12 protein-coding genes and 1 pseudogene are annotated in these 14,916 nt (G+C 65.3%); 5 read left to right on the top strand and 8 right to left on the bottom strand.

Features of this window, described 5'->3' with window-relative positions:
• The gene (locus tag ENSA7_RS36405) at positions 1–948 is read right to left on the bottom strand and encodes an NAD(P)-dependent alcohol dehydrogenase (protein WP_106094098.1); all 948 of its coding nucleotides are present in this window, start codon (positions 946–948) and stop codon (positions 1–3) included.
• Positions 949–1,040: 92 nt separating this feature from the next.
• Between ENSA7_RS36405 and ENSA7_RS36400 the strand changes: the two genes are divergently transcribed.
• Positions 1,041–1,898 (top strand): LysR family transcriptional regulator, encoded by an 858-nt coding sequence (locus tag ENSA7_RS36400; protein WP_106094011.1) that lies wholly within the window; start codon positions 1,041–1,043, stop codon positions 1,896–1,898.
• Between the two features lie 6 nt (positions 1,899–1,904).
• Here the strand turns inward: ENSA7_RS36400 and ENSA7_RS36395 are convergent, their stop codons facing one another.
• The 3 genes from ENSA7_RS36395 to ENSA7_RS36385 all read right to left on the bottom strand — a co-directional run bounded on the left by ENSA7_RS36395 (position 1,905) and on the right by ENSA7_RS36385 (position 6,205).
• The gene (locus ENSA7_RS36395) at positions 1,905–2,636 is read right to left on the bottom strand and encodes an OmpA family protein (protein ID WP_106094010.1); all 732 of its coding nucleotides are present in this window, start codon (positions 2,634–2,636) and stop codon (positions 1,905–1,907) included.
• A 254-nt stretch (positions 2,637–2,890) separates the two neighbouring features.
• A complete protein-coding gene (locus tag ENSA7_RS45590; RefSeq protein ID WP_244924026.1) occupies positions 2,891–4,870 on the bottom strand; it encodes a DUF4215 domain-containing protein in 1,980 nt (659 codons plus the stop codon).
• A 123-nt stretch (positions 4,871–4,993) separates the two neighbouring features.
• The gene (locus tag ENSA7_RS36385; protein ID WP_146158551.1) at positions 4,994–6,205 is read right to left on the bottom strand and encodes a hypothetical protein; all 1,212 of its coding nucleotides are present in this window, start codon (positions 6,203–6,205) and stop codon (positions 4,994–4,996) included.
• A gap of 343 nt (positions 6,206–6,548) precedes the next feature.
• On the opposite strand from ENSA7_RS36385, the gene ENSA7_RS36380 reads away from it, so the two are divergent.
• On the top strand, positions 6,549–7,100 hold the full coding sequence (locus tag ENSA7_RS36380; RefSeq protein ID WP_106094097.1) for a DUF1801 domain-containing protein: 552 nt from the start codon (positions 6,549–6,551) through the stop codon (positions 7,098–7,100).
• Between the two features lie 56 nt (positions 7,101–7,156).
• Positions 7,157–8,074 carry a hypothetical protein gene (locus ENSA7_RS36375; RefSeq protein ID WP_146158550.1) on the top strand — a complete coding sequence of 306 codons (918 nt, stop codon included), beginning with the start codon at positions 7,157–7,159 and terminating at the stop codon, positions 8,072–8,074.
• A 4-nt stretch (positions 8,075–8,078) separates the two neighbouring features.
• On the opposite strand, the gene ENSA7_RS36370 is transcribed toward ENSA7_RS36375, so the two are convergent.
• Positions 8,079–8,807: a histidine phosphatase family protein gene (locus tag ENSA7_RS36370; RefSeq protein WP_106094007.1), complete on the bottom strand. Its 729-nt coding sequence runs from the start codon at positions 8,805–8,807 to the stop codon at positions 8,079–8,081.
• Between the two features lie 53 nt (positions 8,808–8,860).
• On the opposite strand from ENSA7_RS36370, the gene ENSA7_RS36365 reads away from it, so the two are divergent.
• The gene (locus ENSA7_RS36365; RefSeq protein WP_106094006.1) at positions 8,861–9,658 is read left to right on the top strand and encodes an SDR family NAD(P)-dependent oxidoreductase; all 798 of its coding nucleotides are present in this window, start codon (positions 8,861–8,863) and stop codon (positions 9,656–9,658) included.
• Between the two features lie 265 nt (positions 9,659–9,923).
• Here the strand turns inward: ENSA7_RS36365 and ENSA7_RS36360 are convergent, their stop codons facing one another.
• The 3 genes from ENSA7_RS36360 to ENSA7_RS36345 all read right to left on the bottom strand — a co-directional run bounded on the left by ENSA7_RS36360 (position 9,924) and on the right by ENSA7_RS36345 (position 14,101).
• Positions 9,924–11,444: a Kelch repeat-containing protein gene (locus ENSA7_RS36360; protein ID WP_146158549.1), complete on the bottom strand. Its 1,521-nt coding sequence runs from the start codon at positions 11,442–11,444 to the stop codon at positions 9,924–9,926.
• 932 nt (positions 11,445–12,376) lie between these two features.
• On the bottom strand, positions 12,377–12,850 hold the full coding sequence (locus tag ENSA7_RS36350) for a transposase (RefSeq protein WP_181234454.1): 474 nt from the start codon (positions 12,848–12,850) through the stop codon (positions 12,377–12,379).
• Positions 12,851–13,540: 690 nt separating this feature from the next.
• Complete coding sequence (locus ENSA7_RS36345) at positions 13,541–14,101, bottom strand: hypothetical protein (RefSeq protein WP_146158548.1); 561 nt, start codon at positions 14,099–14,101, stop codon at positions 13,541–13,543.
• A gap of 351 nt (positions 14,102–14,452) precedes the next feature.
• On the opposite strand from ENSA7_RS36345, the pseudogene ENSA7_RS36340 reads away from it, so the two are divergent.
• Positions 14,453–14,863 (top strand): annotated as a pseudogene (locus ENSA7_RS36340) (IS3 family transposase); the annotation flags it as partial.
• Positions 14,864–14,916 lie beyond the last annotated feature (53 nt).

The raw sequence follows: 14,916 nt of genomic DNA, 5'->3' as shown, positions 1-14,916 counted from the left end.
TCATGCGATCGCGATCGCAGACTTCCCCCGGGCGTGTCCCTCGCCCTGGCGACGCAGCGCCTGCGGCACCTCGCTCAGCGTGTAGCGCTGGTCGATGACCGGCGTGATCGCGCCAGCCTCGACCATCTGCGCGAGCACCTGCAGATCGGCTTGGGTCGGCTGCGCCGCCAACACCACCACGTTGCGACCAGGCGCGAGCGAGAGCAACAGCGCCCTGAGCAACCACCCGGTTCGGCCAACCGAGGACACGTACACACCAGACGGGCTCAACACACGCCTACAGGCCGAGATCGACGCGCTCCCAACCAGATCGAAGATCACATCATAGCGCTCCGCGGTAGCTGTAAAGTCACCCTTCGTATAGTCCAACACATGGTCGGCGCCGAGCGACCGGACCAAGTCGAGGTTCCTGGTGCTGCATACCCCGGTGACCTCGGCGCCCAAGGCCTTGGCGATCTGTACGGCGAAGGTACCGACCCCCCCGGATGCACCATTGATCAAGACCTTGTGCCCAGGCTGAACCTTGGCCTTGTCACGGAGCCCCTGCAGCGCTGTCATTGCAGCGACCGGCATGCAGGCCGCCTGCTCGAAGCCGAGGTTGGCGGGCTTGAGCGCGATCTGATCCTGGCGAACGCTCACGCGCTCGGCGTACGCTCCGGCGATCTCACCGTAGACTTCGTCGCCTGGCTTGAACTGTGTGACGGCGGCGCCAACAGCCACGACCTCGCCGGCCATGTCCATGCCAATCACCGGGTTGCGGGGCCGAAGCAGACCATAGACCAGGCGCAAGGGGAGCGGCTCACCCATCAAGATCAGCCAGTCGGCGTGGTTGATCGAGGACGCCCGAACGCGAATCGAGACCTCGTCGTCACCGATGAGCGGTGCGTCGATCTCTCGCAGCTCGAGGACGTCGGGCCTGCCATAGCCGAGCTGGACGATCGCCTTCATGGTCATCGCTGTGTGCATCCCGCTCAACATGAGCGGGCGCTCGCGGCCGGGCCACAGTCGATTCCGCCCACGCGCTGTGCAAAGATGCACAGGTGAACTGGGACGACTTGCGGTATGTACTGGCGATCTCCCGCGACCAGACCCTGAGCGGCGCGGCCGAGCGCCTGGGGGTGACCCACACGACCGCTGGGCGGCGCCTGCGGGCGATCGAGGAGGCGTTGGGGGTACGCCTGTTCGATCGAACGCCAGAGGGCTTCATGCCTACGGCCGCCGGGCAGGACATCGCGGAGGTCGCCGAGCGGCTCGAGGGCGAGGTCTTGGCGCTCGAGGGGCGGGTGCTGGGCCGCGACGCCCAGCTGCGCGGCAAGCTTCGGGTCGCGACGATGGACATGCTGTTCCGCCGGTACCACGGCGCGTTCTCGTCCTTCATGACCCGCTACCCGAGCGTCGAGCTCACGGTGGTGTGCAGCGACAACGAGGTGTCGCTGACCCGACGCGAGGCCGACGTGGTCCTGCGGATGACCAACACGCCGCCGGAGTACCTGGTCGGGCGCAAGGTCGGGCGGGTCGAGTTCGCGGTGTTCGCAAGCACGGAGCTGTACGAGCGCATGGGTCCCGACGCGACCTACGCCGACTACCCGTGGATCCACTGGGACGAGCGCCTGAACATGCGCTGGCTCGACGCGTGGCTGGCCGACAACGCCCCCAACGCCCGGGTTGCCATGCGCATCGACTTTCAGCCGCTGTTGCTGCGGCAGGCGATCGCGGCGGGGATCGGCGTGCACTTCCTCGCCTGCTTCGAGGGCGACGACGATCCCGGCCTGACGCGCGTGGGCCCGGTCCAGTCGGATTACAGCCGCGACCTGTGGCTGCTGACCTTGCCGGACCTGCGCAACACCAACCGCATCCGCGCGTTCATGGATCACATCGCCGAGCGGCTGTGTACCTGAAGCCGATCAGTCGTCGGTCTCCATGATCGGGGTGAGCTCGCTGAGGTCGGGCAGCAGCACGAGCTCGATCCGCCGGTTCTTCTTGCGCCCGTTCTTGCTGTTCCTGGCGACCGGGTCGAACTCGGCGTGGCCGGCGGCGCTGAGCCGCTGCGGCGTGACGCCCTTGTCGATCAAGTAGCGGGTGACAGTGAGGGCGCGCTCGGTCGAGAGCTGCCAATTGTCGGTCCACTTCGACTTCTTGGTTGGCTGATCGTCGGTGTGGCCAGAGACCTGAATACGCTGATCCGTCATGCTCGCGAGCGCGGCCCCGACTCGCTCGAGCGACCTGCCGCCCTTCTCCGACAGCTCGGCGCTGCCGACCGCAAACAGGACCTCCGAGGGCAGGGCGATCACGGGCAGGCCGTTGCGCACGTAGACCTCGAGATCACCAGCGGCGATCAGCTCGGCGAGCTTCTCATTGAGCTGCCGAAACGCCTCGAGCCGCTTTTCTACGGCCTCGCGCTGGCGGCGAAGCTCGGCGAGCTCGGCCTCGGTCGCGGCGAGCTGGTCGGCGAGCTGGGCGTCAGAGTTGACCGAGTTGGTCGCCATCTGAGCCTGGCATGCCGCGAGCTGCTCGGCGAGCCCAGTGTGGGCCTTGCGGGTCGCGTCGAGGTCTTTGAGCGCGCTGTCGTACTCGGCTTGTGCGACACAGCCCGCGAGCGACAACAGCATGACCAAGGGAAGCGAGGAGCGAAACATGGTGACCAGGCTACGGCAATCCGGCGTCGCGGGGGGATAATTGGGGCTGCGTAATTTGCGCGAGTTGATTGAGTGGCTCAGCTAACCATGACTACGATCATGCCCATGAACTGACCTAGTTGTAATTGCACATATCTAACTTTGCTCGCGCTACCGATAGTCAGTCGCCTCGACCCCAAGCTCGTCGACCCAGGGGAATGGGTCGTTGCTAGTCGGGAGCTCATGGGTCGGGCCGCGCTCGACCAACCGCAGGATTAGGGTCGAGGGCCTCTGGATCGCGCGGAGACCCGGCCGCCGGACGACCCGAGCGCGCTCAGGGCGAGGAGTCCCAACAATGCGAGCCATCCTTGCCACCAGGTTCCGGTCCGCGACGCTCGACACTCGCACCCGTCGCCTTCGACCAGGCCAGCGCCACCGGTCTCGCCGCCGGCCGTCTCATCGCCTCCCGTGCCGGCCTCGGCCGGCTCGTTGGCCTCCTCCTCTTCGTCGACTACTTCGAGACCACAGGCGACGCAGCCGTCATCGGGGACGTCGTTGCCGTCGTCACAGGTCTCCGCTCCCTGCACGATCCCGTTGCCACACACGACCGCCCGGGGCTGAAACATTCGCGGATGGGGATCGTTCACGCTGCCCCACAGCCCCACGCCGAGCGGCCATTCGTCGTTTGGATTGGGGAACGCCTCCGTGCCGTCTGCCGCCAGCCCAGGGTAGCTGCCCAGCGAGAATCGCCGCTCACCCGTGCTACCCAGCAAGGTCTCGCCGCCGTCGAGCAAGCTGAGGGCGCCGTAGGTGTTGACCGTGTCCAGGACCTCGGTCGACAGCAACAGCAGGGCCTTGGTCCGCGCGTCGATCTGGATCTCGGCGACGCCGAAGTCGGGGCCACCAAACGCCGACTCCGAGAATGGCACGAGGCAGCGATCACCCGCGCACAGCGGCGCACCAACGCCATAGGCGTGCACGCCCTCGAGGTTGAGCACCGGCCCCAGCGCGGCGCCGTCGAGGTCGAACAGCACGACCTCGAGCTGGGTCGTGTCCGCCTCCAGGGTCGTCACCACAAACACCCCCGGAGCCGGGGCATACGCGGCCGACAGCCGATTGACCCGAAAGTCGCCGGGGTGGTTGGAGAAGGTCCAGTCGAGGTTGTCCGTCGAGCGCACGCCCGTCCGCAAGGTCATGAGCGAGCTGTTCGGCTGTTCGTTTGCCATCCAGGCCACGAACACGCGGTCGTCAATCCCGTCACCGCCGAGCGCGACCGCGGGCATGGCCCAGGTCCGCCCGCTCGAGCCCGGGTCGACCACGGCGTCGCCTGGTGCGGGCGTCAGAGCACCCGCCTCGTTCATGAGTCGGTGCAGGACTCTACCATCGGGCCCGGTGGTCACCAGCGCCTGGGTGCCGACAGGCGAGCGGTTCGAGACGACCACAGAGCGCGAGACCGGCATCCCGACCACGGAGGTCCCGGCGGCGTCGAGCGGGTAATCTGGATAGTCGGTGTCGGGCCACCACGCGATCTCGAGCGGCTCGACCGCGGATCCATAGATATGCTCGAAACCCGAGAGATCGTCTCTGCGCCATGATCTATACGCGGCAAAATTGGAGGGCACCGCGGTCTGCATGACCCCGCTGGCGCCAGCGTCGAGGCCCCCGTGCACGAGCCCTTTGTCGGCGCACTCGGCCTCGGCCTGATTGGCGTGATGCAGGCCCAGGGTGTGCCCGATCTCGTGCAGCAGCAACTGGCTCGCGTCGACATACCCGGTCATCAGCAAGCTGTCGTTGTTGGCGCCGTCGCAGTTGGGCGGCACCACGGCCACCATGCCGATCGGATCGCCCCAGCTCGCCACCTCACCGAGCTTCGGGCGGGCGACAAAGCGTGCGCAGGCCTTGGCGCCGCCGTTGCAAATGGGCTGCTGGGCCGCCTCGGCGCAGGTCATGCTCAAGATGTTGACCCCAGCTGGCAGCTCGATCTCCGGGATGCTCGGGTCCTGCGCGAGCGGGTCATAGGGCGCGCTCGTAAAGCCGGCAAAGTACAGCTTGGGCGCCGAGACCGACTCATTGTGACGCGCGATGACCTCGATGATGAGCCTGGCCACGTCTTGCGGTGTCTGCCCCGTGTGGGCGACTGAATAGTTGGTCGAGATATTGAGCCAGACCGGTAAGCGAAGATCCGGGAACTCCGTCGACCAAAACGTCACCATGCCAGCAGGGGCCACGCAGTAGGCGTGGGCCGGAGCGGGCACTGTACAAAGGGAGAGCACAATGGCTGCCAGTATTGACACTGACGCGGCTCGTCCGGTTCTAGTTCTAGTTCTAGCTCTTCGATTCAGCTGCATTGTTCACCTCGATGGGTTCGCCCTCAGTCTCTAGTACGATATCAGACACGAGCGGAGCAGGGACGAGTCGCCGGGCCCCCACGCCTTGCTAGCTGCCCGGATCCGGCCCTCGGCATCGCGCACCAACACCTTGTACTCGTTGTGGTCGTGGTCGGCTGGGCGGTTGGCATGTTGCCACCGAAGCGCGCCGTCGCTGGCCACGCTGCCCAGCCAAGCGTGGATGCTGGGCGTGTCAGCGTCGGCTGTGATCAGCTGGCCGCCGGCCGCGAGGACCCCGTCGTCGACGCCCACGATCCCCGCGAACCCAACGCTGTCGAGGAGCTCGTCGCTCGTCCACTCCCAGCGCTGCTCGGGGTCGACTCGCGCGACCCACAGCTGCGCGTCGACGCCAACACTTCGGGGCCGTTGCACACCACCGACAAACCACCGGCCCGCAGCGTCCGCGCTGATGCTCGACGCGTGCCTCGCAATCGGTGAGTCTGGCGTCGCGGGCAGCAGCGTGCGCGTGCGCTCGGTGCCTTGCAGGTCGAGCTGGATCACCAAGATGTCGGTCGTGGCCGTGAGCAGCAGGTCGTCGTCAAAATTGGGGCTGGTGCTCACGGTTGCTGCAATCGCGAGCTCGGTTGGACTGACGCCCATCGCCTGGACCTCATCTTTGAACCCGAGGTGGTCCTCGAGCAAGCGCGTGGTCGTGGCGTTGGTCGTAGGATCGTGAACCGCCAGCCACATGTCGGCCTGACTCGTGCCCGCGACCCAGATGCCCGCGCTCGTGGCCGCGATGGCGCGCGCGCTGACGTAGAGTCCGACCTCTGCGTCGAGATCGACCGTGCTGACGCTGGCGCCGTCCTGATCGAGATGGACCAAGTAGTCCATCGTGGGCGACACCGCCAACGCCCACACACCACTGGCTTGATCGGGCGCGAGCGCGAGCACCCGGACGTCGACATCGACGTCGTCGGAACTGGGGAGCTCGATCTGGGTGAGCCATCGCTGCTCCCCGGACTCACTGAAGCTCGAGACCCAGCCGCGCGTGGTCGACCCCACCTCGATCGCGCCGGCCGCGAAGAACTGGCCGCTATCGGCAGGTAGCAGCGCGAGTACGTCGTTGTTCGACGAACCCTCGAGGAGCTCGACACACCCGCGCTCGGTGCCCACGGGTCCGCAATCTGGGCCGCAGTTGTCGTCGGCGGAGCCGTCGTACTCGATGACCTCGACACTGCACCCGCTACTCAGCGCGACCACCAGACCAACCACTCGTATTCTCGTGCGTGCGCAACATGGGAGCCCTCGGCCTGCCATTGCAGGTACGTAGCACGGGGCGATGGGCGGGCTACGAAAGCGCACCTTTGGCAGCGTAATCGCTGCCCCGGCGGGACAAGTCTGACATGGTGTGAGTCGGGTGAGGTCGATGCTGCTTGTCTCGGTGGCCCTCGACACCCGAAGATCGCCAGGTGTGCGGGGCGGTCGAGACCACCAGCGCGATCAACTGGATAGTTGCGTGAAGATCCGCCGGTCCAAATCAGCGGAGCGCTCGCGTGAGAACCGAGTCACCTCCGCTTCAGCTGGATCTTCGGTAGACTTGGCCGTGGCCGAGCTCCAGACCAAACCCACAGACGCAAAGGTTACGGACTTTCTCGCCGCGATCGCTGACGAACAGCAGCGCGCCGACGCCCAGGTGATCGTCGAGTTGATGCGCGAGGTGACCAAGGCCGAGGCGCAGATGTGGGGACCGAGCATCGTTGGCTTCGGCTCCTGCCACTATGTCTACGAGAGCGGTCGTGAGGGCGACTGGTTCTTGACCGGCTTCTCGCCGCGCGCCCGCAACCTCACGCTCTACATCATGCCGGGCTTCGAGGACTACGCGGAGCTGCTCGGCCGGCTTGGAAAGCACAAGACCGGGAAATCTTGCCTGTACATCAACAGGCTCGCGGACGTCGATCTGAAGGTCCTGCGCACGCTGGTCAAGAAGTCGGCCGCGCATATCAAGCGCAAGTACAAGCCGTCGTCGCCGGGCGCCGCGAAGGGGGTGGCGAAGCAGCCCGTGGTGAAGAAGCCCGCGGCGAAGAAGGCCGCTGTGAAGAAGGCTGCGGCGAAGAAGAAGCCTGCGGCGAGGAAGAAGTCCGCGAGTCGGGTCTGAGGGCCGGTCGCTGGGCAGAATTGCGCGGCGTCGTCGGGCGGTCCTATGATGAGGGCATGTCTCGCGCGTGTTTGACCTCGATCGCCCTCGCCCTCGCTGGTGGGCTCGCCTGCGGCCAAGGCCAGACCACTGGCGACGACAGCAGCACCACGTTTGGGATCACGCTCGGACCCAGCGAGACCAGCGGCGACGGCGATCCAACTGGTGACGGCGATCCAACCGGCGACGGCGACCCGACTGGCGATGGCGATGGCGATCCAACCGGCGACGGTGACGGCGACCCAACCGGCGAGCCCAAGTTCGACATCGCCGCGGAGGTCGACCTCATGCAGATGGAGTGCATCGACTGCGCGCTGACGATCGCCTCCATGCAGTCGGGCGTGTTCGAGATCACCGGAGACGACGTGTTTGCGAGCGCGACGCTGATGAACGAGATCGTCTACGCGTTGGGCAACCATGGCAACGGTCGCTTCATCGCTTCGGCCGACAGCAGCCTGCCCTTCAACGAGTCCACCAACTGCCCGCTGCACGCGTGGCTGGCCGGGACCGAGGGCGATCCGACCATTTTGAGGTTCGGCTGGACCGACTCCGACGGCCCGATTAACTTCAACATCAACGCGACCGTGGCGGGCATTCACATGCCCGCGCAGTATATCGGAAACCCCGGGCAGCTCGCCGCGGACTTCGACCTCGTCATCTACTTGGAGGCGTCGGGCCAGTTCGACGGCGGCGACGAGCCCAGTGACGCCGAGATGCAGACCCTGATCGACTATGTTGCGATCCACGGCGGCGGGCTGTACATGGTCTCGGAATTCGCCAGTCCCAACCTCAACGCCTACCTCAACCAGAATGACCTCGACAGCGTCAATCGGGTGATGCAGCCAATGGGGGTCACGGCGCTGCAGGTCAGCCTCAATTGGGGCAACGTCGACGGCAACATCGAGTTCGACTGCTTCCCCGCGCCGGTTGGCTGAGTGATCAGCGGTGGGTCCACTCGCCGAGGGGCAGGTGGGCGACCTCGTTGAAGCCGTCGAGGGTCATGCGATCGCCGCTGTAGATCACCCGCGTGATCGAGGTGTTGTACAGCCGCCAGGCCTGCTCGAACGCCCGCTCGGGCGGCAGGCCCAGGACCTCGTGAAGCACCACGGCGGTCGGCCCCACCGAGGTGAACAGCGCCACCTCGCCCTTGGCGGTGGCGCGCAGGGTCGCGAACGCGTCGCGCACTCGCTGGTGAAAGCTCGGCCAGGTCTCGACGCCGTCGAGCTCGAGCCCGCCGCGTAGCCAGCGGCGCATGATCGCCTCGAACAATTGCTGCCACGACTTGGCGCGCTGACGCGGGTTCACGGTCGTGTCCATCGCGTGCGTGGCCAGCTTGGCGAGCCCAGGTTGATCGTGTGGAAGCTGGCCGAGCGCCGCGACGACCAGCGCCTGCCCGTCGTGCTCGTCGAAGCCCGCGAGCACGACCGGATCGGGAAAGCTCAGGTCTGCGCTGGCGAAGCCCGCGGCGGCCAGCGCAGCGGTGTGCTCGTGGCGGCGCGCGGGCCCGCTGAACACCGCGTCGAACCCAGGACGCTCGGCCGCCACCCAGCGCCGCGCCAGCACCTCGCCGAGCGTGCGCGCCTGCTCACAGCCGTGGGCTGACAGCTTGTCGTAGTCGGCCGCGAACATCGAAGCTTGGGCGTGGCGGATCACATGGACGGTGCTCACGGCCGCAGCCTACCGCCTGGACGCGGTCGCGGCAGCCGTCTAGAACCACAGGCATGAGCGAGACCACGCGCGCCACCAAGTTCGACCTCAGCGGCAAGGTAGCGATCGTCACGGGCGGCTCGCGGGGCATCGGCCTGGCCGCGGCCACCTCGCTCGCGGCCGCCGGAGCCAAGTTGGTGTTGGCCTCGCGCAAGCCCGAGCCGCTCGAGCTCGCGGCCGCCCAGATCCGCGAACAGACCGGCGCCGAAGCGATCGGTGTCGCCGCCCACACCGGTGACGAAGAGGCCGTCAACCGCGTCGTCGAGCGAGCCGTCGCCGAGTTTGGCGGCGTCGACATCCTCGTCAACAACGCCGCGACCAACCCTCACTTTGGGCCGATCCTCAGCTCCGACGACAGCCACTGGGACAAGACCTGGGACGTCAACGTCAAGGGCTACTTCCGCATGGCGCGGGCCTGCGTCCCGCAGATGAGCGAGCGCGGCGGCGGGCGGATCATCAACATCGCCTCGGTCGCCGGTCGCCGCGTGCAGCCCGGCATGGGGATCTATTGTGTGTCCAAGGCCGCGGTTGTGATGCTCACCCAGGTGTTGGCCGTCGAGCTCGCGGATCAGAAGATCAACGTCAACGCGCTGACCCCCGGGTTTGTGAAGACCAAGTTCTCGAGCGCGATCTGGGGGAACGAGGCGATCTCCGACGCGGTGATGAAGGCGATCCCGCAGCACCGCATGGCGGCGCCGGAGGAGATTGCGAACATGATCCTGTTCTTGGCCTCGAGCGAGAGCAGCTTCGTGACCGGGTCGATCATCGACATCGACGGCGGCCAGCTCGCGGCCTCGGGCGTGGTCGTCTAGAGCACCGACCAGTTTGAATTCACGACGCCAGGCCCTCTCGTCGACCGGCGGGCGCCGAGCGCCATGGTCGTTCGCTCGACGACCTCGACGACACCAAGCTCGCGCCGATCTGCAACCCGACGCTGGAGCGGCTTGGGTATGAGCCCATCGTGCATCGGCGATGACGACGACGGCGACGAAGAAGACTACGCCGAGGCGGCCCGGCGTCGCTACGAGTTTGGTTTGCTGCTCAACCGCATGAAGAAGCAGTGAGGGGCTCCCGCGCTCAACCGCAGCTGGCGTCGCAGATTGATGTGGCCTCGTGCACGCAGAGGGGGTCCCAGGCCCCGTCCGGATCACAGCAATAGGGGTCGACCGCACAGACCTCGGCAGCGCACGGATCATCGCAGCTCGATGCCAACGACTCGCCGAGATTACAGACATCATGGGCGCAGGCGGTGGTCGACGCCGCCGTGATCGCGACGGTGCCTTGCCAATCCCCCCTCAGACCGACCGGGGCATACCAGCCGGTGTCCGGGTTGACGCGCCACAGCGTCCCGTTCTGCACGATGTACAACCAGCCATCGTCCGTCGTCATGCTGACGGTGCTCCACCAGTCGTCCTCGGTCCCGATTCGAAGCCACTGTCCGTCGCTCGGCTGGGCCTGCCACAGGGTGTCGCCCTGCACGATGTACAACAGCCCGTCGACAGTCGTCATCGCGGCCGTATCCCCCCAGCTTCCGGGGGAACCGAGTTGTTGGTAACTGCCGTCCTCCGGGCTGGCCCGCCACAAAGTGCCGCCCTGCACGACGTAGAGCATGCCGTCGATCGCGGTCATCGCCGCGGTGTTGGACCAGGCGCCGGGTGAGCCGAGCTGTTGAAAGCTGCCGTCTTCCGGGCTGGCCCGCCACAAGGTGTTGCCTTGAACGATGTAGAGCATGTCGTCGATCGCGGTCATCGCCGCGGTGTTGGACCAGCTCCCCACGTTCCCGAGCCGCCGCCAGCTGCCGTTGGCGGGGTCGGTCTGCCACAGAGAGTTGCCCTGCACGATATAGAGCATGTTGCCGAGTGAGGTCATCGCGGCCGTATTCGACCAATTGATCTCGGTCAGGCGATTGATCGGCGTCCCCGTCAACACGGTTTGGTCGGTGACATACAGGCGGTCTTCCGCGACGGTATAGAGGCTCACGTCCGGGAAGTCGTGGTCGGGGTCGAGGCCGCAGTCGCGTGGGGGCTCGGTGCTCAGCGTTGCGCCAACCCGGATGTTGCCGGACATATGCGTACCGCGCCGGTTCTCCTCACAGTAGGCTGCCTGGACTTCGCCCGACCAGTCCATGACGCCGTGCGCGAACCCTTTGGCGAGGGTCTCATCAAACGCGTCGTCGTCATACCAAGGGTACGGATAATGGTAATTGACGATAAGGGCCTGAGCCGCGTCGGCGTGTGCGAAAGCGTCATCCCAGGTGGCGAACCAACTACAGTACAGGATGTCGTAGGTGCCGGTGAAAAAAGTGTCGACCTGAGCCCACTCGTTATAGTCGAGTTCCCAGATTGCGTTGTCCAACTCGTCGACCCTGCCGAGCGGCACGTTGTAAAGAGGCGGGCAACAGGTGACGAAGCGCGACGAGGCCGATGCGTCACGATTCCAGATCTTCGACGCCTCCGCCTCGGGGGCGACGAGACACAGACCAATGCTCAGCAGGGTGAGAATGGGCTTGGTTTTGATGCTTCGATATAAACACGACGCTCGCCACGGTCCATGAGGGGTTGACCCTAATGGCGAAGGGGTCTCTCCCAGGCGCGCCACGATCTCCAAATTGATACGAAGCCGGGGGCGGGCACACAGATCCGCGTGCGCCTGCCTCCGGCTCCGACTCCGACTCCCGTCGATACTTCCTATGGACGATAGCGAAAGCCGAGCTGCCCGGGTGGATAGGATGCACGATGGGGGTCGGGCTGCGCGAACGTCGCGCCACTACTGTTCAGCGTGCGGATCGGCCGGCGCAGGCAGCCGGCGCAGGCAGGCGAAGTGGTCCCAGGCCAGGTCGGGTGACGAACAGGCCCCCCGACTTCACCCGGTTCGGCGTGGTCTCGCGCCGAACCTGCCTCGGTCCCTGAGCCCAAGCCACGGCTCGACCATCACGGCCTGGTGCGCCTAAGACATCCAATCCATGGTCGGCGGGGGCGTGAACATCGCGCGACTGTGTTCTCGGTCCGGGCAGCCGCAGGTCAGGTACCGCACAGGGGCCGGCTCGGCATGAGTCGCCCCCAAACTTACCCAGATCCGTGAGCCCGCACTCGATGTCGCCCCGAAGCTGCCCAGCTGCGTCCACGCGAGGCACGGCTCGACCATCACGACCTGAGCAGAGTCGGGTCGGTCACGCAGCGAAGTCGAGCGCGAGCTGTCCAGTCGGAGGAGGCCTCGGCCTCGGCGGCGGACGGGCACCGAGGCCCAAGTCGGCGAGCACTCGTGCGATCTGGCCGGGCCTGTTGGCGATCTTGACCAAGCGCATCGCACCGCGGCAGCGCGGGCAGGTCATGATGTCGACCGCGAACACGCGCTGCAGCAACCAAGCCCATGGATGCCGAGTGGGTTGTTTGGCGAGGCCCTCGAGCGCTGTCGGAGCGCCCGCGAACGACAACGGGATCTGCGTCGGCTCAGCGCTCTCGGGCCGACGACCTAGCACGACTTCGGCCCGCGCGTTGACTGCGGTCGGCCTGGCGGCCGTCCTCGTCTACCTACGCGGACTCCGGCCAGCAAGCTGGCCTCCATCCGCTCCGGTTGGCGTGGGCCGCGAGCACGCCATGGTAGCGCAACATGTGGAACCTTGGTGGCGGGATCAGGGCACACAGCCGCGCAATGAGATCGAGCGGATCGAGCAAGACCGCGTGCACACCATTCTTCCACGCATGCCGAAAGTTGTAGCGGCAGCGGCCGTCGGCGGTGAACTCGAGGCGCTCCTGAGCGAGTGGCGGCCGTGCGACGTAACGACACAATCGCTCGAGCCGCCGGCGATCGCGGCTGGGCACGGCCGCACCCGCGTGCACGTTCACTCCACCAACCTCGGCGAGCGCATCGTTGGGCTTGGGCTCGGCGACTTCTCGCACTGCGTGCGCGAGCTTGCGAGTCTGCTGCCCGGGCGCGTCGCCCAGTAGCTGTTGGTCCGCAGCCGAGGCCCCGTAACACGACGCCAGGACCGGCTGCTCTTGCACGAGCACATCGGCCGCGGTGTCGTCGTCCGCGAGCCGGGACCGGCAGTTCTAGTTGTCGCCAAGCGGCAAAAATAGATGTCGTCGATCAGGTGTCTTGGTGAGGTGCCGGTGAGGTGCTAGGATCTGCCGCATGCCCAGGTCCTACAACTACGTGGGTCCCCTTGAGATCAGAGCCGCCGCCGCAGGTTGCCATGTCGGTGTCACGATCCATTCGGCCGAAGACCTTGCCACGTGGGTCCGCAGCGAAACTGAGTGGGATGGGAGTTCTCTCACCGCAACTTTCGTTGTTCTGCCCAACGGTATACTTCGCGTGGCTCCCCGCCGCTCCGAACACGTAGCGTGTGCACTTGACGGAGCCGTGTGGGCTGCTGGTGAGTTGACCATCTGTTTGGAACCACAGCTCGAGATTGTGGGTGCGACGAATCTATCAACAGGATACTGTCCGCAGCCATCTTGCTGGGATGTTGCCTACAAAACCTTGATCGCCATCAAAATCCCATGCCCAACGGAACTCACCTCAGCATACCATTTTCGCCGATGCCCCGCCTGTGGTGAACACAATCTAGTAAAGGAGAACTGGTTCGTGTGTACATTTTGCAACACCGAACTCCCCCTGGAGTGGAACTTCGATGGGTAAATCGTAGCCCATCTTATGCCACGATCTAAATGCTGGGTTTGGGTGTCGACGGGTCAGAGTTTCGAGAATGAATGGGATCGCAGCGACTTGATGGTGGCCGTCTCCACGGCGCCAGTCCAGATCTCCGGCTTGACGGCAAGAACCCAATAGCGCAGCGCGGATTGCGAATCTGTCGCTATCCCTTGGGTCCACTCCAACTTCCACTTGGGGTCGCCGCGAAACCGTACAAGTACCTCCCGTCCGAAGGATCGACAGAACTGGTAGACCGTTTCAGTCAATTCGAGATTCTTAAGGAAGTCCCACACGCTCTGCACCAGGGGCTCTGGCGGCCCCTGCACGACTGCCGCCACCGCCTCTACTGCTGTACCTAATAAGTAGCTCGACCACACCAAACAGTTCGACTTGTCGACAAACCGTTGCAGCATGTGGGCGCAGAGAGCCTCGAGATCCGAGTCCGATATCACAGTGCCTTGTGGTCGCGGACTGGGTAACGGCGGAGCAAGGCCCAGCCATGCGAAGATCGGATAGGATACAGCCCATTGCGGTCGAGACCAGTCGTTTGGGACTGCGCGGCCTTGCGCGACGGCCTCCAGGTATTCGGTAATATCAGTCATGAAGAAGAATCCTGACTGGAGTATCTGCTGGGAGAGTGCCGGCCGCTACTCGGCGCTGTATCTCGTTGAGTCGGTGATGTCCACCGGTGACGTTGAGGCTGCCGTCTGTCATTCCATGGGAGCTAATGGGGTCGTCCGGTCGAAATTGAAGAAGCTCGTCGTTCGACAGTGAGCCAGCTTGAGTCGGATTTGTGGCATGGAGTGTTGAATTTACGTCGATGTCCCCGGCAGAATCCTCGTAGACTCGTGGGTTATAATCAGAAACTGCCGGTGCGGTCGGGTTCGACGGTGTCCCGAAGTGACGTCCTTTCGAATCTGTCCGGCTGATTCGAAAGAGAACACTATCTGGCAATCACCTACGTCTGGACCATCGCCGGCTGGGTGTACCTCGCCGTCGTGATCGACCTGTTCTCGCGTCGGGTCGTCGGCTGGTCGAGCGCCGACCATATGCGCGCTGACCTCGTCCTCGATGCTCTCAGCGCCGCGCTCGGGAGCCGTGAGCCCTCACAGCAAGGCTTGCTCTTCCATTCGGATCAGGGCTTCCAGTACAAGGCCACGCGCGTCCGCGAGACACTCGGCGACGCAGGGATCACTTGCAGCATGAGCCGCCGCGGCAACTGCTGGGACAACGCGGTCGCCGAGGCCTTCTTTGCCTCCCTGAAACGCGAGCACGTCTATCGCAAGATCTTTCTCACCCACGATGACGCGATGACGTCTATTGCAGAATGGATCGAAGTTTGTCGACAGCGGTCAGATTCCGCGGCTAGATGACGGCGAGTCGGACCCCCGAGCAAGCGCGGCTCGACCCGCCCGGT

This window comes from Enhygromyxa salina (genome assembly GCF_002994635.1).
Classification (GTDB): Bacteria; Myxococcota_A; Polyangia; order Nannocystales; family Nannocystaceae; genus Plesiocystis; species Plesiocystis salina_B.
This window is presented reverse-complemented; position numbering and strand designations above follow the sequence as displayed.

Coding starts and splice junctions, on each gene's coding strand:
- ENSA7_RS36405 (WP_106094098.1), bottom strand. CDS start 948: ATGAAGGCGATCGTCCAGCTCGGCTATGGCAGGCCCGACGTCCTCGAG.
- ENSA7_RS36395 (WP_106094010.1), bottom strand. CDS start 2,636: ATGTTTCGCTCCTCGCTTCCCTTGGTCATGCTGTTGTCGCTCGCGGGC.
- ENSA7_RS36375 (WP_146158550.1), top strand. CDS start 7,157: ATGTCTCGCGCGTGTTTGACCTCGATCGCCCTCGCCCTCGCTGGTGGG.
- ENSA7_RS36365 (WP_106094006.1), top strand. CDS start 8,861: ATGAGCGAGACCACGCGCGCCACCAAGTTCGACCTCAGCGGCAAGGTA.
- ENSA7_RS36345 (WP_146158548.1), bottom strand. CDS start 14,101: ATGACTGATATTACCGAATACCTGGAGGCCGTCGCGCAAGGCCGCGCA.